This is a genomic window from Rhizomicrobium sp. (genome assembly GCA_037200385.1).
In the GTDB taxonomy this organism is placed as follows: domain Bacteria; phylum Pseudomonadota; class Alphaproteobacteria; order Micropepsales; family Micropepsaceae; genus Rhizomicrobium.
Window position 1 is genome coordinate 1,705,644 of the sequence record JBBCGL010000001.1, and the last position, 20,478, is coordinate 1,726,121.

The following is a 20,478-nucleotide window of genomic DNA, read 5'->3' on the forward strand; positions in this document are numbered from 1 at the left end:
ATTCGGGCGGAGTCGTCAGCCGGCCTTGCGCAAGGGCACGACCGTGGCGTTGTCCTTGTCCATCGCCTTGAGCGATTCCTCGCGCACCGCGCGCGGCTCGCCGAACAGATAGCCCTGCGCGAAATCGACGCCGTAATCGAGGAGCTGGACCACCGTCCGCTCGTCCTCGACGCGCTCGGCGATGAGGTTGAGGCCGTTGCGCTCGAGCAGTTTCTTGAGGTCCTCGGCGGCGACGGCGGCGCCTGCCCCGCTCATGCCGTCGGTCAGCGTGTGGGCCCGGACCTTGATGTGGCGGAAGCCGATCTTCTTGAGCTTCGCGAAATCGAGCGCCAGCGAGCCCACATGGTCCATCGACAGCGCGAAGCCGAGGCTCGCGAGATAGGCGAGGTTGGATTCGCCCTGGGCGCCGGATTTGAGCACCGCGTCCTGGCTGAACTCGAACACGATCTGGCTCGCGAGATCGCGATTGTGATGCATGTATTCCAGGAATTGCGGGAAGAACTCCGCATCGGTCAGCGTGTCGCCGGAGATGTTGCAGAACACGCCGATGTCGCGGTGCTTCTGGGTCAGGCGGCGCACGATCTGGACGCAGCGGAACAGCAGCAGGTTGTCGACCACCGACATCAGGCCGGCGGGGGCCGCGACCTTGATGTACTGCTCGGGCATGATGACCTTGCCGTCCTCCGAACGCAGCCGCGACAGCGCCTCGTAGAAGCGCAGCTTGCGCTGCGGCAAGCTCACGATCGGCTGGAGATAGAGGTCGACGCGATTCTGCTCCAGCGAGGCGCGGATGGTCTCGAGCATGCCGGAATCGCCCAGCGTGTTCATATAGGCGCCGACCGTCCCCTGGCGCGGCGCAGGCGCGGAAGCGGCCGCCAGCGGCTCCTTCTTGGCGCTGCCGGAGACCTTGCTGGCGAATTCGCGCATCAAGGTTTCCAGCACCTGGAGCTCGGCGACGATCTTCCGGTTCTGAGCGGACGTCTTCGCCTCGATCGCCTGGGACATGCCGTCCATCTTGCTGCGAGTGTCGTTCAGCGCCTGCTCGAACTGGAAGCTCACGCGCTTGAGGCCGGCGATCTCGCGATCGGCGATCCGCTTGTCGTGGCGGCGGCCGAACGCGGCATGGATCTGGGTGCAGGCCAGCGCCAGCACGACGCCGGTCAAAAGGCCGATCGGAATCCCCGCGACCATGAACATCGCGGTCGCGACGGTGGCGCAGGCCATCAGATAGGTCACGACGATCAGGGCACGCGTCATGGCAGGGGTCCGAAATGTTCGCTGGGCAAAATTTGCATGGCTGTCATTTCAAATTGCTTAACCAAAAATCGCGCCGCTCTGTCAGGCTCATGGCCTTAACAAAGGGTAAAGATGACCCATCTCCAGGCGATTGCCGCCTTTGCGCTGGCCGCCGGTCTTCTGACCGTGACGCCGGGACTCGATACCGCACTGGTGCTCCGGACCGCGGCGGTGGAAGGCCGGGGCCGCGGCATGCAGGTCGCGGCCGGCATCGGCCTCGGCTGCCTGGCCTGGGGCACCGCGGCATCGTTGGGGCTGGGCGCCTTGCTGGCGATTTCGCAGCTCGCCTATGACGCGCTGCGGATCGCGGGCGCCCTTTACATGATGTGGCTGGGCGCACGCCTGGTGCTGGCGGCATGGCGCAAATCCGAAGCGACTGCGGCCGCGGACACGAGCGGGACCGGATCGTGGCTGCTGCGCGGTTTTCTCTGCAATATCCTGAATCCGAAGGCTGGCGCGTTCTATATCACCATCCTGCCGCTGTTCATTCCGCCCGGCGCGAACGTCGTCGGTTTCAGCCTGTTGCTGACGCTCATCCACGATGCGGAGGGCCTGCTGTGGTTCTGGCTGCTGACGACGCTGATGCGGCCGATGGCGGGCTGGATCCAGAAGAGCAGCGTAACCCGCGCGCTCGATGGCGTAACGGGCAGCGTGCTCATCGCGTTCGGCGTGGGATTGTTTTCGCAGAGGCGCTAGCTGGCTCGCTTGGCGATCCGGCGGTACACTCGGCGGTCAATCGAGGAGAGCCGCCATGACCACGGCGCATGATTTCACATTCAAGGGCATCGGCGGCGGCGATCTGCCGATGGCCGGCTTCAAGGGCAAGGCGGTGCTGGTGGTGAATGTCGCCAGCCAATGCGGGCTGACGCCGCAATATGAGGGCCTCGAGGCGCTGTGGAAATCCAAGAAGGACAAGGGTCTCGTCGTGCTGGGCGTTCCGGCGAACAATTTCGGCGCGCAGGAGCCGGGGACGGAAGGCGAGATCAAGACGTTCTGCGAAACCCGGTTCGGCGTCGATTTTCCCATGACGGCGAAGGAAGACGTGATCGGCGCCGGGGCGCACCCGCTCTACAAATGGCTCGCCGGCGAGCTCGGCGAGGACGCCGCGCCCAAATGGAACTTCCACAAATACCTTATCAACAGGGACGGCACGATCGCCGGCGTGTTCGGCTCGCGCACCGCGCCCGACGACGCCGCGATGAACGCGGCCATCGACGAGGCCTTGGCGAAGTAGCCTTCCTCCCGCGCCGGGAGGAAGGCTCGCATCGGCTCAGGCGGGAATCAGGCGGATCACCACGCGGCGGTTGCGCGGCTCGCTGACCTCGTCGCCGGTCGGCACGGCAAGATGCGTCTCGCCGAAGCCGTGCGTCTCGATCCGCCGGTCGTTGACGCCCTCGCGCACCAGCGCATCGGCGACGCTTTGGGCCCGCGCGCGGCTGAGATCGAGGTTGTGCTCGGGCGTGCCGGTGGTGTCGGTATAGCCGTCCACCACGATCGCCGCGCCCTTATGGCGCCGCGCCTCGTTTGCGAGCGCGCCGATCACCCGCTCGGCATGCTCCGAAAGATCCGCCGAATCGTTGCGGAACAGGACCTGATCCAGCAATTCGTAGTCGATCTCGTTCCCGCTCTGGGTCATGCGCCAGGGCGCCTGACCGTCCGGGTACGCATTGTAGTCGTAATGGTCCGCACAACCGGAAAGCAGCAGAGCGGACGCGGCTACAGCCAACATCATACGCGACATGTTCAAATCCTTCGCTGGAGGGAACTCCCCGCTCGCGTCGGAAACGAATCTGCGGCCGAATGGTGGCGGCGGTTCCCTACATTTGCGGCTTGATGCCGTTCTTCTCCAGCACCACGGACGCCGCGGCGCCGTTCGAGATATTCGCGAACACCGCGAGCCCGGCCTTCGCATCGGCCGGTTTTGCCGGCACGATCGCGACGATCGGCGTCGCGGGCGTGACCGTGACGCTGGCCACGCCGGTGCAGGGACTGGTGCCGCCCATCGCGGCGAGGCCGACGCATTTGCCGTTCACCACCGCCGAGCCGTGATAGGTCACCTTCAGCGACCAGCCGTTCGAGGTCGTCACCGTGCCGTTGGTCATGCTGCCGGCGGTCGTCGGCCCGGCATGCACGACCGCGACGGTGCCGTTGGTCATGCTGCCGGCCGTCTTGGCGCCATCGGGATGATGATCCCAGGGATAAGAGCCTTCGCCGACATGGATCGGCAGGATATGGATCTCCTCCGCCTTCAGCGTGTCGTTCGGACCCGGCACCGATGTGACGCCGACGAAATCGGTCGCCTTGATCTGCTCGAAACGGCGCGGCTCGACCGCGGCGAAGAAGGTCGTCGGCGCGAGCGTGGCGGTGACGGACGTGCCGTCCGCCTTCGCGATGGTGATCGACTTGGCATCGACGCCCGTGATGGTGCCGCGCACCAGCAGCGGCGGCGGCGCGGCCGGAGCGGCGGCCGCGCCCGTCGCGGTAAGGGCGAGGAAGGCGGTCATCGTCAGCATACGGAATGTCATGGCGTTTCCCCGGTTCGGATTTTCGCGCCAATGCACACGATATCGCGCCCCGGCGCAAGGCGGCGGCAGGTTTACGGCGTACCGCTGCGTCATCCCGGCGCCGGCCGCAGCGCGATCTCGATGCGGCGGTTGCGCGGCTCCTTGCGGTCGTCGCCGGTCGCGACCCGCAAATGGGTCTCGCCGAACCCAGTCGCCGTGATGCGGCCCGCCGCGGCACCCCGGCGCGCCAAGGCATCCGCGACCAGTTGCGCCCGCTTCTGCGACACGGCGAGATTCTGCTGCGCCGTGCCCGGCGTGTCCGTGTAGCCGTTCACCGCGATGCGGATATGGGGATGGTTGCGCAAGATCGCGGCCAGCGGCCCGAGCACATTGTCGCCCGCGACGCCGCCATCGTCCGGGAATAAAATGCTATTGGGAATGACGAGCGTGATGTTGTCGCCCTGCCGCGCGATCGCCCCGCCATGGACATGGCGGCGCAGCTCGCCCTCGAGCTCATCCATATAGCTGCCGACGCGCGCGACGGTGAGCGGCGTGACCACGGGCGGCGGCGGCAACGGCTTTGCCGGAATCCGCGCGGCATTGCGTAGCGGCGGCAGCTTTGACGGTGCGGGACGGGCGCGCGCCGGCAGCGGCAGGGGCGCTTCCAGGATCGGCCGCGGGCCGCCGCACCCACAAAGCGCAACGGCGAGCGCGGAAATGAGGAAACGGGAGGCGGGGATTTTCATCGGCGGACTTCGCCTCGCAAAGGTGGCGGATATTTGGCCAGACCGCGGCCCCCTGCTAAAGAAGGCTATCGCCATTTCCAAAACGCACGGGGAAGAAAAAATGACGCTGTTCGATCTGACGGGAAAAGTCGCGCTGATCACCGGTTCGACAAAGGGCATCGGCGAAGCCATCGCGCATCGCATGGCCGAGCACGGCGCAAGGGTGGTGATCTCCAGCCGCAAGGCGGATGCCTGCGAGAAGGTCGCCAACGACATCAACGCGGCGCGCGGCGCGAACGTCGCCGTGCCGATCGCCTGCAACATCAATTACAAGGAACAGCTGCAATTGCTGGTCGACGAGACCCACAGGCAGCTTGGCAAGATCGACGTCCTGGTGTGCAATGCAGCCCTCAATCCGGCCTATGGCCCGATGTCGAAAATCGCCGACGACGCTTTCGACAAGATCCTCGGCGCCAACATCAAGTCCAACCACTGGCTGGCCCAGATGGTGCTGCCCGACATGATCGAGAAGAAGGACGGCGCGATCATCATCGTTTCGTCGATCGGCGGCTATCGCGGCTCGTCGGTGATCGGGACCTATTGCATCTCCAAGGCCGCCGACCTGCAGCTTGCACGCAACCTCGCAGTGGAGAACGGCCCGAACAACATCCGCGTCAACTGCATCGCGCCGGGCCTGGTAAAGACCGATTTCGCCAAGGCGCTGTGGGACACGCCGGAAGGCGAGAAGCGCGCCAGTTCGGGATTTCCGCTGCGCCGCCTCGGCGAGCCGGACGACATCGCGGGCGCCGCCGTGTTCCTCGCCTCCAAGGCGGGCGCGTGGATGACCGGCCAGAGCATCGTGATCGACGGCGGCACGCTGGCATGAGACGCGCATTGCTCGCGGCCGCGCTCGCCTGCTGCGTGTCGCCCGCCGTTCCCGCCCACGCCGCCGACGACTATGTCGATTGCGCCCACGCGATCACGCAGTTCGACATGAACATCTGCGCCGACAAGGACTATTACAAATCCGATGGAAAGCTGAACGCGGTCTACAAGACGCTGCGTGCCGCGCTGGACGATGGCGGCCGGCTCAAGCTGCGCGACGCGCAACGCGCCTGGATTCAATTCCGCGACCAGGAGTGTCGGCTCGAATCGGCGCAGAACGAGGGCGGCACGATCTACCCGATGGTCTATGCCGGCTGCGTCACGGCGTTGACCGATGCGCGCACCCGCCAGTTGGAGCAGCTGCTGAAAGAGGTGCGATGACGAGGCCCGCGCCGGCCGCCGCGGGCGATCGATCCGGGAAATCTCCGCGAGACGAATCCGGGCACCGATGACCTCGTCACCGATCGCACGCCGCCGTCCCGAGATCGACGGATTGAGGGCCATCGCGGTCCTGATGGTGCTTTTCTTCCACGCCGGCGTGCCGCTGTTCGGCGGCGGCTTTGCCGGCGTGGACGTCTTCTTCGTCATATCCGGATACCTCATCGCCGGCATCGTGCTGCGAGAGACCGAGTCGGGGAGCTTCTCTTTCGCGGCTTTCTACGAGCGGCGGGTGCGCAGGATCATGCCGGCGCTGCTGACGATGCTGGCGCTTGCATCCGCGGTCTCGCTGCTGCTGCTGCCGGAAGACCTGGTCGTATTCGGCAAGAGCCTGCTGTCGACCGTCACGTTCTCCTCCAATCTCTATTTCTGGCGGTCGTTCGGCTATTTCGGGATCGATCCGCAATATGCGCCGCTGCTGAACACCTGGTCGTTGGCGGTGGAGGAGCAGCTCTACCTCGTCCTCCCGCCGCTTCTCGTCCTGGTCGCCGCGCGCTTCGGCCGGCGCGGCGCGGCGGCCTTCATCGCCGTGAGCGGCGGCCTCGCCGTGTTCGTCGGTCTCGCCGTCGTGGACCGCCTGCCCTATGCCGCCTTTTTCTCGCCTGTGCTGCGCGCAGCGGAGTTCCTGCTGGGCGCCTTCCTGGCGTCGGGCGGTCTTCCGCTACCGCGGTCGCGGGGGGTGGGCGACGCGCTGGCGGTGCTGGGTATCGCCCTGATTGCCGGCGCAGTGCCGCGCGCGCACGCCACGCCGTTTTTCCCTTGGGTCGAAGTCCTGCTCGCCTGCGCGGGCGCCGCGCTCGTCATCGACGGAACCAGCGCGCCGGGATCGCGCGTCGCGCGCGTCCTAGGCGCGCGGCCCCTCGTCCTGCTCGGGCTCGCCTCCTATTCGCTTTATCTGTGGCACTGGCCGTTCATCGCCTTCGGGACGTATTACATCCTGGACGACGGCTACAAACCCGCGGCGAAGATCGCATTGGCGCTGGCGAGCGTTCCGGTCGCATTCCTGTCCTGGCGTTATGTCGAGCGGCCGTTCCGCGCTCGCGCCGTGCTCCCGTCGCGCCCGGCCGTGTTTCTCGCCGCGGCCGGCGCCAGCCTCGTCCTGGCGCTGTTCGCCGTGGGCGTCGTCGCCCTGAAAGGCGCACCGGAGCGTTTCGATCCGCTCACCCGGCGGATCGTCCGGGACGAGGTGCGCGTGCACAATCCCTGCGACGGGCAGTCGGCGCGGTCCGTCGCCGACGGCAGGCTCTGCAAGCTCGGCAGTCCGCTGGCGCCGCCGAGCTTCGTCATCTCGGGTGATTCCCACGCCGACATGTATTTCGAAGCGCTGGACGCGCTGGCGCGCCGCTTCGGCGTATCGGGCTACATGTTCAGCGCGGAAGCCTGCCGCGCGTTCGTCTTCGCCGCCGCCGAGCCGGCGGACGAAGCATGCGCTGCGCGCAACGCCGAGATCCGCAAGCTCATCGTCGCCCTCAAGCCCAAGGCCGTGATCATCGCGCAACGCTGGAGCACCGCCGCGCTGGCCAGGCAGGCGGCCCTCGCGGGCGATCCGCGCGGCCGGCAATGGCTGGCGCAATTGGACGACGGATTGGGCCGGATGGCCCGCCTGGTGCGGGACACGGGCGGCACGCTGTACATCGCGCGGGATGTTCCCGAGGCCAGGGTTAGTGTCACGCGGACCCTGGCGAAGGCCCGCATCCTCGGCCTCGACGATCCCAACGGCATCCCGCCGCCCACGCTGGCGCTCGGCGCCACGCGGGCCGAATTCGATGCGAGCGGAGAGGTCGCAAATGCAAGCTTCGCCGCACTGGCGCGGCGCTATCGGATCCGCTTCCTCGATCCGGCGGCGCTCTTGTGCGACGCGCAGCGATGCCGTGTCGCGCGTGGCGGGCTTCCGCTATACCGCGACACCCATCATCTCAACATCGAGGGCGCCGCCTATGCGATAGCGGCGTTCGAGCCGCTGATGCGCTATCTGGCAGGCCCCGTCACGCGCCCAGCACGCTCTCCGCCGCCTTGAACGGCAGGCCCTGCGCGTCCGCCACCGCCTTGTAGGTCAACGTGTTCTTGTAGACGTTGAGGCCGGCCAGCAGGTGCTTGTTCGCCTTCATCGCGCCGTCCGCGCCGCGCTCGGCCAGCGCGATCGTGAAGGGCAGCGTCGCGTTGTTGAGCGCGAAGGTCGAGGTCCGCGCCACCGCGCCCGGCATATTGGCGACGCAGTAATGCACCACCCCGTCAACCACATAGGTCGGATCGGCATGCGTCGTCGCATGGCTGGTCTCGGCGCAGCCGCCCTGGTCGATCGCGACGTCGACGATCACCGAGCCCTTCTTCATCTGGCTGACCATCTTGGCCGTGATCAGCTTGGGCGCCGCGGCGCCGGGCAGCAGGACGCCGCCGATGACGAGATCGGCGCTGATCACCTGCTCCTCGATCGCGTCGATGGTGGAGAACAGCGTGTGCATGCGCGAGCCGAACTGCTCGTCCAGCTCCTTCAGGCGGCCCAGAGAGACGTCGAGGATGATGACATGCGCCTCCAGCCCCATCGCCATCCGCGCCGCATTGGTGCCGACGACGCCGCCGCCCAGCACCACGACCTTCGCCGCCGGAACGCCCGGCACGCCGCCCAGCAGCTGGCCGCGGCCGCCCTGCGCGATCTCGAGGCAGTGGGCGCCGGCCTGAATCGACATGCGGCCCGCGACTTCGCTCATCGGCGCGAGCAGCGGCAGGCCGCCGCGCGCGTCGGTCACCGTCTCATAGGCGATGCAGATCGCGCCGCTCTTGAGCAGTCCCTGTGTCTGCTCGGGATCGGGCGCGAGATGCAGATAGGTGAACAGAACCTGGCCGGGACGCAGCCGCGCGATCTCGACCGGCTGCGGCTCCTTCACCTTCACGACCATGTCGGCGGTGGCGAAGACCTCGTCCGCCGTCGCAAGGATCTGGGCGCCGGCGCGGACGTACATCTCGTCATGCAGGCCGATGCCGTCGCCGGCATGGGTCTCGATAAACACCTGGTGCCCGCGCGAGGTCAGTTCGCGGACCGCCGAGGGCGTCATGCCGACGCGATATTCGTGGTTCTTGATTTCCTTCGGCACGCCGACGCGCATGGCGGAATCCTTTCGCAAGCGGAGCCGAAACTACGCGCGGACCTCTCCACATTCAATCGAAGGACGTTGCGCGATGCATGGTCGCAGGGGATCGAAAGTTTCAGAACAGCGCCCGCGAGAGCCACAGAACGCGGACGTCGTCGATTCGCGCCTCGTCGCCCGGCTTCACCCGAACGCCGTGCGCCGCAATCCACGCGCATCCGGGACATGCCGCGCGGGACAGAGAGCCGCATGCGCTCGACCCTCGCCTGCAAAAAACAGACGGCTCCCATGTTGCGCCACAGGAGCCGTCCGCGTCACGCCGCCTGACACAAGGCCGGCGTTCCGACCTTAGTGGTGGTGGTGTCCACCGCCACCGCCGCCGTGACCGCCACCCCAGTGGCCGCCACCGCCATGTCCGCCGCCGCCATGGCCGCCATGGCCGAAGCCGCCGTCATGCCAGCCCGAACCGCCATGCCAGCCGCCATGGTAGTAGAACTGGCGATGTCCGCCGTACCAGCGCGAGCGGAAACCGCCGTTCAGCCAGATGCCGTCGATGAACACCGGCCCATCATAGGCGTCGTAGTTGTCGTAGTCGTCGCACCGATAGGGGTCGTACCAGCGGCTATAAGGGTCGCAATAGGCCGGTACGCGCGGGCCGTAATAGCCGTCGCCCAGGCCGATGCCGACCGTGACACGCGCCTCTGCCGGCGCCGCCGTAAAGGCGGCGGCGCCCGCCAGCATCAACGCGCCGAGTGCTGCTTTCGTGAAGAGTTTCATGGCTCACCTCGTTTGGAATCAATTGCCGAGGATGAGAATGACGGCCGCCGCCTGAACCCAACATGAATGGCGTTGTCAGGAAACGGCGCATGAGAAAATCAGGCGGAGCGCCCTCTTCCCTCGATATCCCAGATCGCTTCGAGGGTATCGCCGCGCACCGCATGATAGCGGTCGTAGAGATTCACCGTCGGATCGCAATGCGGAACGATGCAGCGCACGACGTCGCCCGGCGCCAGCGCCCCACCCTCGCGCGGATAGCCGATGCCGCCCTGCTCGTCGCCGAAGAAGAAATAGGCCGCACCCTCCGGCGCGCCGGATTTCAGTTGCGGCAGCCCCGCATCGGTGGCGAAGGACTTGAACCCCGCATCGGTGGTGGCGAGGCCCGGCCGGTTGGCGCTGATCACCGTCGCCTGCACATAGAGGGAGGTCTCGAACGGCAGGCGCTCGCCCGGCTTCTCCCAGACGTCGTTGTACTGCCTGTCCATGAAGATGTAGGAGCCGACCTGCAGCTCGGTCAGCACATGCGCTTGCGGGTCGATATCGAACGTGCCCGTCCCGCCGCCGGAGATGATCTTCGGCGCGACGCCCGCCGCCGCGAGCGTGTCGCGCAGCGCGCCGAGGTCCGCCATCACCTTGAGCGTGGTGTCGCGGCGCTCGTTCGGCGATTCCATGTGCTGCGCCTGGCCGGCATAGCATTGCAGGCCCAGGAACTCGAGACCGGCGGCGGCCGCGACCTGCGCCACCAATGCGGGCGCGTCGGCGGGGCGGATGCCGGTGCGGCTGATGCCCGGATCGATGTCGACCAGCACCTTGAGCGGCTTGCCCGCCTGGCGCGCCGCATCGTCGAGCCGGGCCGCAACGGTGGCGTTGTCGCAGACGACGATCAGCTCCTCCATCCCTGCATTGAGCGTCATGAGCCGCGCCATGCCGGCTTCGGTCACCACCGGCGAGGTAAGGAGGATCGAACCGATCCCGCCGGCGGCCAGTGCTTCGGCTTCCCCCAGCTTTGCACAGCACACGCCATTGGCGCCCGCCGCGATCTGACGCTTGGCGATCTCGACGGATTTGTGCGTCTTGGCGTGGGGCCGCAAGCCGATGCCGGCCTTGCGCGCATGTTCGACCATATGCGCGACATTGCGCTCGAACGCATCGAGGTCGAGGACGAGGGCGGGTGTCTGCAGCCTCGCGGCACCGCCGGGGATGCCGATCAGGTTTTCGTTCAGAGCTTTCATCGTTCCCCGGCTGTTGCGTGAGATGACGCGGAGTATTGCGCGATCCCGGGCACATTATAAGGTCGCTGCGTGACCTTCGCACTCCTTCTCATCTTTCTTTCCGCCATCGTGCATGCCGTGGTCAATGTGCTGACCAAGCGGGCCGACGACAAATACGCCATGCGGCTGCTGATCGGCGTGTTCTCCGCCGTGCTGGTCACGCCCGCCCTGTTCTTCGTACCGCTGCCGCGCGGCCCCGCCGTCTGGTTCCTGGTAGGCACGGCCTTCGTGCACGCGCTCTACGAACTGCTGCTGGTGCGATCCTACGAGACGGCGGCGTTCTCGGCGGTCTATCCGGTGGCGCGCGGGACGGGACCGCTATTCACCGCGCTGGGCGCCATCGTGCTGCTGCACGAGCCGGCGCCGCCGACCGAGATCCTCGGCATCGCGATGGTCTGCGGCGGCGTGATCGCGATCGGATTGTCGCACCGCGCCACCGAAGGCGCGCTCAAGGGCCTGGGCTATGCCCTCGCGACGGGCGTGACCATCGGCTGCTACACGCTGATCGATGCCTCGGGCGTGCGGGCCGTCCCCGAGCCCTTCACCTACGTGCTGTGGTTCTTCGTGGCGCATGGCGCCTGCGTGCTCGCGACCGCGCCGGGGATCCGCGGCCGCGCCGTGGTGATCGAGGCGCGGCGGCAATGGAAGCTGGGCGTCGGCGTGGCGGCGCTGTCGATCGTCACCTATGGCTCGGCGATGCTCGCCTACCGCTTCGGCGCAACGGCGCAGCTCGCGGCCCTGCGCGAGACCAGCGTGCTGTTCGGCACCGCCCTGGCGATGAGTTTCCTCGGCGAGCACATGACCCTGCGCCGCTGGATCGCCGCCGGCGTGATTGCGGCGGGCGCGATCATGCTACAAATGGGCTCATGAAGGTCTTCTATTCGCCCGCGCATCTGGAGCATGCCCCGCCCGAGGAATTCGAGGGCGGCCGGCTGAGTCCTGCCGTCGAGGTTCCGGCCCGCGCCGAACGCGTGAAGGCGGAAGCGGAGCGGCGCAAGCTCGGCCCGGTCCTGGCGCCAGCGGACTTTGGTCTCCAGCCGGCAGTCCGCGTGCACGACGCGGGCCTGTTGCGGTTCCTGGGCGAAGCGAACGAACTGTGGCGCAAGCGCTATGGCGACGGCGCGCCGCCCGCGATCCCGTCGGCGTGGCCGGCCCGCGGTCTACGCAACCGCTTCGAGGGCGATGTGGAAGCGCGGCTCGGAACCTATGCCTTCGACACCGCGACGCCGATCGTGAAGGGCACGTGGAGCGCCGCGCTGGCAGCCGCCAATTGCGCCCTGTCGGCGGCGCAGGCCGTGAAGGACGGCGACCGCGCGGCTTTCGCGCTGGCCCGGCCGCCCGGACACCATGCGAGCGCCGACGTGTTCGGCGGCTATTGCTATCTCAACAACGTCGCCATCGCGGCGCAGTGGCTGGTCGACCAGGGCCTGAAGCCCGCGATCCTCGACGTCGACTACCATCACGGCAACGGCACGCAGAGCATCTTCTACCGCCGCCCCGATGTGCTGTTCTGCTCGCTGCACGGCGATCCGGTGTTCGCCTTTCCGCATTTCCTCGGCTTCGCGGACGAGGGTGGCGAAGGCCCGGGCGAAGGCGCCAATCTCAACCTGCCGCTGCCGATGTACACGGCGTGGGACGGCTATGCGCAGGCGCTCGCGACGGCGGCACGGCGCATCGCGGCGTTCGGGCCGGACGTCCTGCTGGTGTCGCTCGGGCTCGACACCTTCGAGGCCGATCCGATCTCCAAGTTCAAGCTCGCCGCGACGGACTATCTGCGGCTGGGCGAACGCATCGCGGCGCTGAAGCTGCCGACCGTGTTCCTGTTCGAAGGCGGCTACAACCTCGAAGCGCTGGCGCAGATTACGGTGAACGTACTGGAAGGGTTCGAAAGCCGTTAGAGCCGGCTGTTTTCAGGTTGAGGCCATGATAGGCTTCCAACGACGCAATCCGATCACAACCGCCTCCAATCACCTCCCCCTTGCGGGGCTTTGCACAAATAAGGCGCTTTCCAAGCGGTCTGCACAAAAATTTGCGACCGACTGCTGTTGAGCTTTTCGGGCGCAAGAAAGCACCGAGCGAGCGTCTCCGCGATGACCTGGTTCTCAACTCCATCCGCCGCCATCAGGACAATCTGCGCGCGAGGCGCAACAAGTCATCTCGATGTGGAACGCGAGGCCCAAATCGCCATGGCAATTCGGGAACAACGAGCGACCCGCATCATATTAGCTCACCGTCCACAAACAATTGCGAGCGCAGATCGTGTAATTTCACTTGCCGGTCTGAACCAACCTACAAAGTTCTAGCACCACTATGATGTGCATGTCGTTCCGTAACTGGATTCGATCGTCTTGCGGTATATAGCGAGGGGTCCTAAGCCGACAGATTTTCGCCGAATATCGACGCCGTCCATATCCGTAAGCCCCTTCGGTTCGTAGCGGCCAGCGACGCACAGGAATTGTGTTCCATAGTCCTGATGGCCGGTTATCTTCAACATCGTCCGATCAAAGAGTGCCGCGTAGTCGCCAGGGTCAACGTCACCCGCTTTGACCATTGGCTCCATCAACCTCAGAACTCTTAGTTGGAAGGCGGGATCGGCATCCGCATGCTGAACAAGCAACCAAGCATCAAAGGCAACGGTCTTTCCAACCACGGAGCTTTTCGGCCATCCACCGGACGAGATAATTGATCTTAGCATTGCAGTGTCGGCAAAGTCGTGATGCACGAATTCTCGAGATAGGAGAAATAATAGAACCTGCTTGGCCGCTCCCGATAGCTCCGGCGGCTTTATTTCATCATGCCCTTGCCAGTGGGCACCATGACGCAATATCTGGTCGACGGTGAATGCCGCTCGTAGACGTTCACCGATCGCAGTCGGATCGTCGGGCTCCGCGACAGCGCCCGCGACCTCAGATGCATATCGATAGCTCAAGTAGTAAGGAAGTGCTTCCTTTCGTGCCGCTTCAAAGGTCGTCCAAGAATCAAATTTGTTCGCTATGAAGTCCGCGAACAGAACCAGAGCGCAGGATTCATCCTCATAAGCGTCAGTCTGCAACGCTGTCGGCTGCACCCCCAAAGATATCAGTTCCTCCCGAACGTGTGCCGTCGCCCGTTGCTGACACCCCTCCAGCCATTTCTTGATTTCTTGCCAATTCGCCTGATCTGTCAAAGAGGCGTGCGGAAATCGTCCTCGCATCCACCCAAGATCATCGACGCCGATACGTCCATCCACGAGATATTTGCCCAATACCGTCGGCATCGCCGGTTCCGCCGGTGGACTATCTGCCATTGCAGAAAAGCTGTTCGCGAACGTCAGCCCGATCAAGAAAGCCAGCCGGCGGAATTGCATGTGCATGCCTCCATGTTCCGATGCGGTCGTTCGCATGGCATCAATACTCGAGCGCCGGAGTAAGATGGCATCGGTGCATGCGATGCTCAAGGACGAGCGTCTCCTCAGCATCAAACCTCGCGCACACATCCTGAAAGGAAACGTCTCTGTTCGCTCTGTTGAATATTTCTCCGGCTGCCGCCGACTCCAGAAACTCGCAGAATGTGCTTAACATCTTTATATGCAACTTCGTTGGGAGCATTCTCGGCCGCCGGCGATCCGCAAAATGTGTCAATCCAACAGCCACCCGGCACCTTGGAGATTTCCTCCGTAGGAGGTCGGAAATGCGAAGCATTTCCGGGTGGGGGAAACTCCATCCGGATAGAGCGCGGTCGCTACGCGCTCCGCATGAGAGACGCGCCCATCACGGCGCGTCGCCGCCCATCTTCTGCATCGCCTCGTGCAGCTTGTCGGCGGCGGACTTCATCGCGTCGGCGGCCTTGCTCGCCGGCTTGCCCGCCGTGGCCTGCAGCCCGTCGATCGCCTTGTCGAGCGCCTGCTTCACGCTGGCCGCGGTGCCGCCCTTCTCGTATTCGCGCTTGATGACGTCCTCGAGCCTGACGATCACGGTGTCGACCGTGTAGTCCTTGTTCAGGCTGCGCTCGCGATGCTCCACGATGGAGTAGATGTCGATGGAATCGTCGATCGTCCGGCCCATCTCGACCAGCTTGTAGAAGCGCTCGCCCTCCGTCTTGCCCCCGGCGACGAGGTCGAACGCCGCCACCGCCAGCGTCAGGGGTATCTGGAAGAAATTGTGCAGATTGTTCAGCGCGAGCTTGAGTTCGAACACCGCGACGTCGCGCAGGAAGCGCCAGCGTGCGTCCGGATCGCGTTGCGGAACGGGCTCGGCGGGCGGCGGGACGGGCACGGGCGCATCGGTCATGGCGCCATCCTGCCTCAGGAGGGCACGAGGGCGCCAGAACTTCGCGTCGTCAGGGATCGCCGAACATGGTCTCGGGCGTGGGCATGGCGCCGATCGGCGCGGTGACCTTGAAGATTGCGCTGGCCCGCAGGCACAGGATTCCATCCGCCGTCGCAAGCCCCTGGGCGAAGAACAGGCTCTTGCCCGCGCGCAGGAATTCCGCGCTGCCTTCCACCCAGCTGCCCAGCTTGGCCGGCGTGATGAAGTCGAGCGTGAGGTTGACGGTGGGCGCGAAGCCGACATCGGCCTTGCTCTGCATCCGCGCCCCGATGGGAATGAACATGTCGGCGAAGGTCGCCAGCATGCCGCCATGCGCGACCTGGCCGGGATTGCAGTGGCGCATCTCGACCCGGAAGCCCATGACCAGCTTGCTGCCGTCCCACTTGCCGTAGAGCGGCCCGATGGCTTCGATGAAGCCGGTGTTGAAGCGGAGCGGCCTGAAGCCTTCCGGGATGTTCGTCGACATGGCGGCCTTTGGATAGCGGTTGCAGTCACTGTGGCGGCGAATGCTGGCGCACACAACATCGGGCTCACGATTGCGTCACCCTGTCGGCGCGGCTTGCCAGCGCGCCTGTGCAAACTTACCGTCCGTCATGCCGCCCAACATTGCCGGATCACCGTTGCGAAGAGCCATTCTCCTGCTGTCGCTGCTCGCCTGCGCGCTGCTCGCGCCGGCCTGGGGCGAGGAGCACAAGGAGCGCGAATTCCAGGAATGTCCCGACTGCCCGCTCATGATCGGCATTCCGGCTGGCAGCTTCACGATGGGCAGTCCGGCGGAAGAGGTGGGCCATTTCGACAATGAGGGGCCGCGTCACGCGGTGCATGTGCGCGCCTTCGCGCTGGCCAAGTTCGACGTAACCGGCGAGCAGTTCCTCAACTTCCTCCAGGCGACCGGCTACAAGCCCGCGCCCTGCAATCCGATCCTCGATCTGCGCTGGCATGCGCCGGACAACGGCATCGCGCGCCCGCCGGTCGAAGTCGAGCCGCCGCGCTGGCCGGCGGTCTGTCTCGAATGGAAGGATGCGCAGGCCTATATCGCCTGGCTCAACGCAATGGTGCGCAAGGCGCGGCCGCAGATCGGCGGCCATGCCGGGCCCTATCGCCTGCCGACCGAGGCGGAGTGGGAGTATGCCGCGCGCGGCGGCACCACGACCGCGCGCTGGTGGGGCGACGCGCTGGGCACCGGCAACGCGAACTGCAATGGCTGCGGCAGCGCCTCGGACGCCCGCGTGCTGACCGATGTCGACAGCTTCGCCGCCAACCCGTTCGGGCTCTACGGCATGCTGGGCAATGCCTGGCAATGGACCGCGGATTGCTGGCATCCCAGCTATAGCGGCGCGCCGCAGGACGGCAGCGCCTGGACCGCCGGCGGCGACTGCACGCGCCATGTGTTGCGCGGCGGCTCCTGGGACAACGTCCCGCTTTTCGTGCGCTCCGCCGCCCGCAGCGGCGCCCCGGCGGTCAAAGGGGAATACGACTATTCGAGCTTGGCGGGATTCCGCGTGGCGCGGACGCTGCCGTGAGCGGCACGGGCTGCGACAACCGGGCCTGCGACATGGGGGCCGGTCTGCATTGTTCCGCAAGGCCTGCGGGCCTACATCTCCTCCATGAACGCGCTGTCTGAAAAGCTCGCGGACTTTCTCGCGAGACCCATGGTTCGCGGCTTTCGCGGCCTCTGCCCCAATTGCGGCGAAGGCCACATGTTCCGCGCCTTCCTCAAAGTCGCCGATACCTGCCCGGCCTGCGGCGAGGAGCTGCATCACCACCGGGCGGACGACTTCCCCGCCTATCTCGTGGTCGTCATCGTCGGCCATGTGATCGTCGGCTTGACGCTGGCGGTCGAGGTGGCCTTCGCGCCGCCCCTCTGGCTCTCGGCGCTGATCTGGCTGCCGCTGACCGTGGCGATGGCGCTGGCGCTGATCCAGCCCGTCAAGGGCGCGGTCGTCGCGCTGCAATGGCAGATGGGCATGGAAGGCTTTGCGGGCGCCAAGCGCCTGCGCGAGGCGTCGTCCGCTATCTGAGCGTATCGCGCGGGTTCAGGGTCAGCGTCACCACGATGCGGTCGCCGAACGCGCCCGCCGGCAGCGTCAGCGGCGACGACAGCAGCACCGCGTTGCGCGCGCTGAGCGCGATGTCGCGATAGAGCGCATCGTTGGTATAGCGCTCGCGGTCGAGGATCTCCGCCTTCTGGACCGTTCCGTTGCGCAGCACCGTCACCCGCAGCGCGATCTGGAAGCTGTGGCTGCCCAGCGCCACCGCGTTGAAGCTCCAGCGCCGCATCACCTGGGCGCGGATCAGGTCGCGCACGGCATAGGCGGTCTCCGCCCCCGGCTGGGCGTCGTTGCTCGTCGCCTGGTCCGACGCACCCGGCGTATCGAGCGGCGCGGTGTTGCTCTCCGGCTGCTTGAGATGCGCCAGCGCCCGCAGCTTGGTCTCCAGGTCGTCGACCGGCTTGACGCCCGTCGGCGACGTGCCCTCGGGCGCGTTGGCCGAGGCCGGGGCGCGCGGCGGGCGGCGCGGCGTCAGCGGCTGCGGGATCTTCGCCTTGACGGGTGAAGGCGGCGACGTCGTCTCCTCGCCGATGCGCACGACATCCACCGGCACGAAGCGCGGCGGCGCCGCCGGCGGCGCGCTCAGCCCACGCAGCATCAGCAGGACCACGAGCAGCGCGAACAGGCCGTGCAGCGCCAGCGATCCCGCCAAGCCGCGGCCGTCGCCCTCGGCATAGGCAAGCCCTGCCCGCCACAGCATCTGTGCGTCCTTCAAGGTGAATCGGGCGGGCATGCGGCTTGCGCGGACGTCCTTCGCATCTCCCCCGCGCGATGCTGCCTGCGTGCCGGCAGGCTGGCAAGCGCGCACCGAAGATATAGTTGACAAGGAAACAGAAGCGATATAGTTTCCTATTCAACAAAAGGCATCTCCCAGTGGTCTCGAATCTCACCGCCCATGTCGGCTTCTGGCTGCGTTACGTCTCCAATCACGTATCGCAGGCTTTCGCGCGCAAGCTCGAAGGGCATGGCGTGACGGCGGCCGAATGGGTCGTGATGCGCGAACTTCACGACGGCGAGGCCGTGGCGCCCAGCCGGCTTGCAGGACGGCTCGGCATGACGCGCGGCGCGATCACCAAGCTGGCGGACCGGCTGATCGAGAAATCGCTCGCGACGCGCAAGGCCAATCCGGACGATGCGCGCGCGCAGACATTGACGCTGACCGCGCAAGGCCGGCGCCTGGTGCCCGAACTTGCGGCGCTGGCGGACCGGAACGACGCCGAGTTCTTCGATCATTTGACGGCGGCGGAGACGGCGACGCTGAAGCGCCTGCTCAAGGGCATCGTCGAGCGCCGCGGTCTCAAAACCCTCCCGATCGACTGACCCATCCAATTGCAGAGGCAAAAGATGAACACGCACGCCAAATCCGTCGCCGAGGAATGCTCGAAGGCTTCCGACGACGGCCATCTGAGCTTTCCCCAGACGCTCGCGAAGCTCGCAGCCGCGGGGATCGAAGCCTACTACGCCGACCTGCGCCGCGGGGTGAAGGTCTACTATCTTCCCGATGGCGAGAGCATCGAGATCGCAGGGCACAGGACCGCCGCGGCGGTGGCCGAACGCTTCGACGCGGCTGCGGTCGAAACGGCCGTCCGCCTGTCGCAAGCGAATGCGCACAGCTATGAGGATTTCCGCGGGATGATCATGGCGGCCGGCTGTCCCGGCTATCTCGTGTCGATCCTCGGCCGCCGCGTCGTCTATTTCGGGCGCACCGCGGAGACCCATGTCGAGCACTTCCCCTCCTAGCGGCGGCCGAACCTGCCGACCGGCACGAAACGATGCCCGCGCCATCGCGTTACCTTCGCGCCAAGGAGGCTCCCCCATGACCGCCGCTGCCGATCGCACCCTCGTCGCCGTCTTCGATTCCGCGCATGTCCGGTTCTTCGAATACAAGGAGGCACACGGCCATCTGGAGGTCGTGCTGGGCGAGGTCGCCTCCGGCCTGCACCATGCGCGCCGCGACATCGAGGCAGACCGGCCGGGCAGCTCGATCGCGCACGGCCAGCACCACGCCTTCGAATCCGAGCACGACCCCCGCAAGCTCGAGAAGCACGACTTCGTGCGCGCCATCGCCGGCGCGATCGAGAGCGCGCTCGGCCAGCACGCCTATGGCCGGCTGGTGATCGTGGCGCCCTCGCGCAGCGTCGGCGAATTCCGCAGCGTCGCGAGCCCCAGCGTGCTCAAGACCGTCTGGCGCGAAGTCGCCAAGGAGTACGCCAACCTCACCGATCCGCAGATCCGCGAACACCTGATCCCGCTGCTGCAGCAGCCGGCCACCTAGCCGCGGCCTAATCGAACACCGGCACCAGGAAGCTTCGCTCATAGCGCGTGAAGCACCGGGTCTCGTTGAACCGCGCGGTCGCGGCGTCGCAGCCTTCGTCCTGCGCGACGTCGCGCCGATATTTCTCGTAGGCTTCGAGCGACGGAAAGCTGAACAGCGCGACGCCGGTGTCGGGCGGCCCCGCGTGCCCCAGCTCCGGGAAGCTGAACGCGGCTTCGGGCAGCACGTCGCCCTCGCCGCCCGGCAAGAAATAGCCGTGATGCGTCCCGCCATATTTGCGGATCAGCGCGATCCAGGCATGGGCATATTCCAGGAATTCGGCCCGCTTCCCGGGCGCGATCTGGTAGCGGATGAAGCAGGTGAACATCCTCGACTCCCCGATGAGCGGGAAGAATAGACCTCGCGGCGCCAGACTTGCCCTGCCTGCCGCCCTTGACGCTGTCCGGAAGTCTCCCTAAATACCCGGCCAGTGGCTTGGCACTCCCCAAGGCTGAGTGCTGCCACGAACAGATTTCGTAATCTTTTCATACCTTTAGGGAGCAAGACGCATGAAATTCCGTCCGCTTGGAGACCGTGTGGTCGTCCGCCGCGTGAAAGAAGATCAAAAGACCGCCGGCGGGATCATCATCCCGGACACCGTCCAGGAGAAGCCGCAGGAAGGCGAAGTCATCTCGGTCGGCCCCGGCGCGCCGGACAACAACGGCAAGCTCATCCCCACCACGGTCAAGGCCGGCGAGTTCGTGCTGTTCGGCAAGTGGTCGGGCACCGAGGTCAAGGTCGACGGCGAGGATCTCCTGATCATGAAGGAGTCCGACATCATGGGCGTTCTCGAAGGCCGCAAGGCTTCGAAGAAGTAACCCGCG

At 66.1% G+C, this 20,478-nt stretch carries 25 protein-coding genes; 13 read left to right on the forward strand and 12 right to left on the reverse strand.

Features of this window, described 5'->3' with window-relative positions:
* Positions 1-15: 15 nt before the first annotated feature.
* A complete protein-coding gene (locus WDM91_07965; protein MEI9994514.1) occupies positions 16-1,257 on the reverse strand; it encodes an EAL domain-containing protein in 1,242 nt (413 codons plus the stop codon).
* 111 nt (positions 1,258-1,368) lie between these two features.
* Between WDM91_07965 and WDM91_07970 the strand changes: the two genes are divergently transcribed.
* Together WDM91_07970 and WDM91_07975 are read left to right on the forward strand one after the other, a co-directional pair.
* On the forward strand, positions 1,369-1,992 hold the full coding sequence (locus WDM91_07970; GenBank protein MEI9994515.1) for a LysE family translocator: 624 nt from the start codon (positions 1,369-1,371) through the stop codon (positions 1,990-1,992).
* A 55-nt stretch (positions 1,993-2,047) separates the two neighbouring features.
* Positions 2,048-2,530 carry a glutathione peroxidase gene (locus WDM91_07975; protein ID MEI9994516.1) on the forward strand — a complete coding sequence of 161 codons (483 nt, stop codon included), beginning with the start codon at positions 2,048-2,050 and terminating at the stop codon, positions 2,528-2,530.
* 36 nt (positions 2,531-2,566) lie between these two features.
* Here WDM91_07975 and WDM91_07980 read toward each other — a convergent pair whose 3' ends face one another.
* From WDM91_07980 to WDM91_07990, 3 genes are all read right to left on the reverse strand, one after another.
* Positions 2,567-3,037 carry an OmpA family protein gene (locus WDM91_07980; GenBank protein ID MEI9994517.1) on the reverse strand — a complete coding sequence of 157 codons (471 nt, stop codon included), beginning with the start codon at positions 3,035-3,037 and terminating at the stop codon, positions 2,567-2,569.
* Positions 3,038-3,113: 76 nt separating this feature from the next.
* Positions 3,114-3,821, reverse strand: a complete 708-nt coding sequence (locus WDM91_07985; GenBank protein MEI9994518.1) for a hypothetical protein — start codon at positions 3,819-3,821, stop codon at positions 3,114-3,116.
* Positions 3,822-3,910: 89 nt separating this feature from the next.
* Positions 3,911-4,546: an OmpA family protein gene (locus WDM91_07990; GenBank protein ID MEI9994519.1), complete on the reverse strand. Its 636-nt coding sequence runs from the start codon at positions 4,544-4,546 to the stop codon at positions 3,911-3,913.
* Positions 4,547-4,646: 100 nt separating this feature from the next.
* Here WDM91_07990 and WDM91_07995 point away from each other — a divergent pair, with 100 nt between their 5' ends.
* The 3 genes from WDM91_07995 (at position 4,647) to WDM91_08005 (ending at position 7,865) form a co-directional block, all read left to right on the forward strand.
* Positions 4,647-5,411, forward strand: a complete 765-nt coding sequence (locus WDM91_07995) for an SDR family oxidoreductase (protein ID MEI9994520.1) — start codon at positions 4,647-4,649, stop codon at positions 5,409-5,411.
* A complete protein-coding gene (locus tag WDM91_08000; GenBank protein ID MEI9994521.1) occupies positions 5,408-5,791 on the forward strand; it encodes a lysozyme inhibitor LprI family protein in 384 nt (127 codons plus the stop codon). Before WDM91_07995 ends, WDM91_08000 begins: the two co-directional genes overlap by 4 nt.
* Positions 5,792-5,858: 67 nt before the next feature.
* Positions 5,859-7,865, forward strand: coding sequence for an acyltransferase family protein (locus tag WDM91_08005; protein ID MEI9994522.1), 2,007 nt, complete (start codon positions 5,859-5,861; stop codon positions 7,863-7,865).
* On the opposite strand, the gene ald is transcribed toward WDM91_08005, so the two are convergent.
* From ald to WDM91_08020, 3 genes are all read right to left on the reverse strand, one after another.
* On the reverse strand, positions 7,834-8,952 hold the full coding sequence (gene ald / locus WDM91_08010; protein ID MEI9994523.1) for an alanine dehydrogenase: 1,119 nt from the start codon (positions 8,950-8,952) through the stop codon (positions 7,834-7,836). The two genes, WDM91_08005 and ald, sit on opposite strands and share 32 nt — an antisense overlap.
* Positions 8,953-9,282: 330 nt before the next feature.
* Complete coding sequence (locus tag WDM91_08015; GenBank protein ID MEI9994524.1) at positions 9,283-9,711, reverse strand: hypothetical protein; 429 nt, start codon at positions 9,709-9,711, stop codon at positions 9,283-9,285.
* A 98-nt stretch (positions 9,712-9,809) separates the two neighbouring features.
* Positions 9,810-10,943, reverse strand: a complete 1,134-nt coding sequence (locus WDM91_08020) for a DSD1 family PLP-dependent enzyme (GenBank protein ID MEI9994525.1) — start codon at positions 10,941-10,943, stop codon at positions 9,810-9,812.
* Between the two features lie 69 nt (positions 10,944-11,012).
* Between WDM91_08020 and WDM91_08025 the strand changes: the two genes are divergently transcribed.
* Together WDM91_08025 and WDM91_08030 are read left to right on the forward strand one after the other, a co-directional pair.
* The gene (locus tag WDM91_08025) at positions 11,013-11,852 is read left to right on the forward strand and encodes a DMT family transporter (protein MEI9994526.1); all 840 of its coding nucleotides are present in this window, start codon (positions 11,013-11,015) and stop codon (positions 11,850-11,852) included.
* Positions 11,849-12,880, forward strand: coding sequence for a histone deacetylase family protein (locus WDM91_08030; protein MEI9994527.1), 1,032 nt, complete (start codon positions 11,849-11,851; stop codon positions 12,878-12,880). The genes WDM91_08025 and WDM91_08030 overlap by 4 nt, the downstream gene beginning before the upstream one ends.
* Positions 12,881-13,290: 410 nt before the next feature.
* On the opposite strand, the gene WDM91_08035 is transcribed toward WDM91_08030, so the two are convergent.
* From WDM91_08035 to WDM91_08045, 3 genes are all read right to left on the reverse strand, one after another.
* On the reverse strand, positions 13,291-14,418 hold the full coding sequence (locus tag WDM91_08035) for a DUF6624 domain-containing protein (GenBank protein MEI9994528.1): 1,128 nt from the start codon (positions 14,416-14,418) through the stop codon (positions 13,291-13,293).
* Positions 14,419-14,731: 313 nt separating this feature from the next.
* Positions 14,732-15,250: a hypothetical protein gene (locus WDM91_08040; GenBank protein ID MEI9994529.1), complete on the reverse strand. Its 519-nt coding sequence runs from the start codon at positions 15,248-15,250 to the stop codon at positions 14,732-14,734.
* Positions 15,251-15,299: 49 nt separating this feature from the next.
* Positions 15,300-15,755: a PaaI family thioesterase gene (locus WDM91_08045; protein ID MEI9994530.1), complete on the reverse strand. Its 456-nt coding sequence runs from the start codon at positions 15,753-15,755 to the stop codon at positions 15,300-15,302.
* 154 nt (positions 15,756-15,909) lie between these two features.
* Between WDM91_08045 and WDM91_08050 the strand changes: the two genes are divergently transcribed.
* Both WDM91_08050 and WDM91_08055 read left to right on the forward strand, forming a co-directional pair.
* Positions 15,910-16,812 (forward strand): formylglycine-generating enzyme family protein, encoded by a 903-nt coding sequence (locus WDM91_08050; protein MEI9994531.1) that lies wholly within the window; start codon positions 15,910-15,912, stop codon positions 16,810-16,812.
* Positions 16,813-16,941: 129 nt separating this feature from the next.
* Positions 16,942-17,310, forward strand: coding sequence for a DUF983 domain-containing protein (locus WDM91_08055; protein MEI9994532.1), 369 nt, complete (start codon positions 16,942-16,944; stop codon positions 17,308-17,310).
* Here the strand turns inward: WDM91_08055 and WDM91_08060 are convergent.
* Entirely contained in the window at positions 17,303-18,073 is a 771-nt protein-coding gene (locus WDM91_08060; protein MEI9994533.1) for a hypothetical protein, read from the reverse strand. The two genes, WDM91_08055 and WDM91_08060, sit on opposite strands and share 8 nt — an antisense overlap.
* Positions 18,074-18,213: 140 nt before the next feature.
* Between WDM91_08060 and WDM91_08065 the strand changes: the two genes are divergently transcribed.
* The 3 genes from WDM91_08065 (at position 18,214) to WDM91_08075 (ending at position 19,615) form a co-directional block, all read left to right on the forward strand.
* Positions 18,214-18,660, forward strand: coding sequence for a MarR family transcriptional regulator (locus WDM91_08065; GenBank protein MEI9994534.1), 447 nt, complete (start codon positions 18,214-18,216; stop codon positions 18,658-18,660).
* Positions 18,661-18,684: 24 nt separating this feature from the next.
* Entirely contained in the window at positions 18,685-19,080 is a 396-nt protein-coding gene (locus tag WDM91_08070) for a DUF1398 family protein (protein MEI9994535.1), read from the forward strand.
* A 76-nt stretch (positions 19,081-19,156) separates the two neighbouring features.
* The gene (locus tag WDM91_08075; protein ID MEI9994536.1) at positions 19,157-19,615 is read left to right on the forward strand and encodes a host attachment protein; all 459 of its coding nucleotides are present in this window, start codon (positions 19,157-19,159) and stop codon (positions 19,613-19,615) included.
* Between the two features lie 7 nt (positions 19,616-19,622).
* Here WDM91_08075 and WDM91_08080 read toward each other — a convergent pair whose 3' ends face one another.
* Positions 19,623-19,982, reverse strand: a complete 360-nt coding sequence (locus WDM91_08080; GenBank protein ID MEI9994537.1) for an NIPSNAP family protein — start codon at positions 19,980-19,982, stop codon at positions 19,623-19,625.
* A 181-nt stretch (positions 19,983-20,163) separates the two neighbouring features.
* Here WDM91_08080 and WDM91_08085 point away from each other — a divergent pair, with 181 nt between their 5' ends.
* Positions 20,164-20,472 carry a co-chaperone GroES gene (locus WDM91_08085; GenBank protein ID MEI9994538.1) on the forward strand — a complete coding sequence of 103 codons (309 nt, stop codon included), beginning with the start codon at positions 20,164-20,166 and terminating at the stop codon, positions 20,470-20,472.
* The last annotated feature ends 6 nt before the right edge of the window (positions 20,473-20,478 follow it).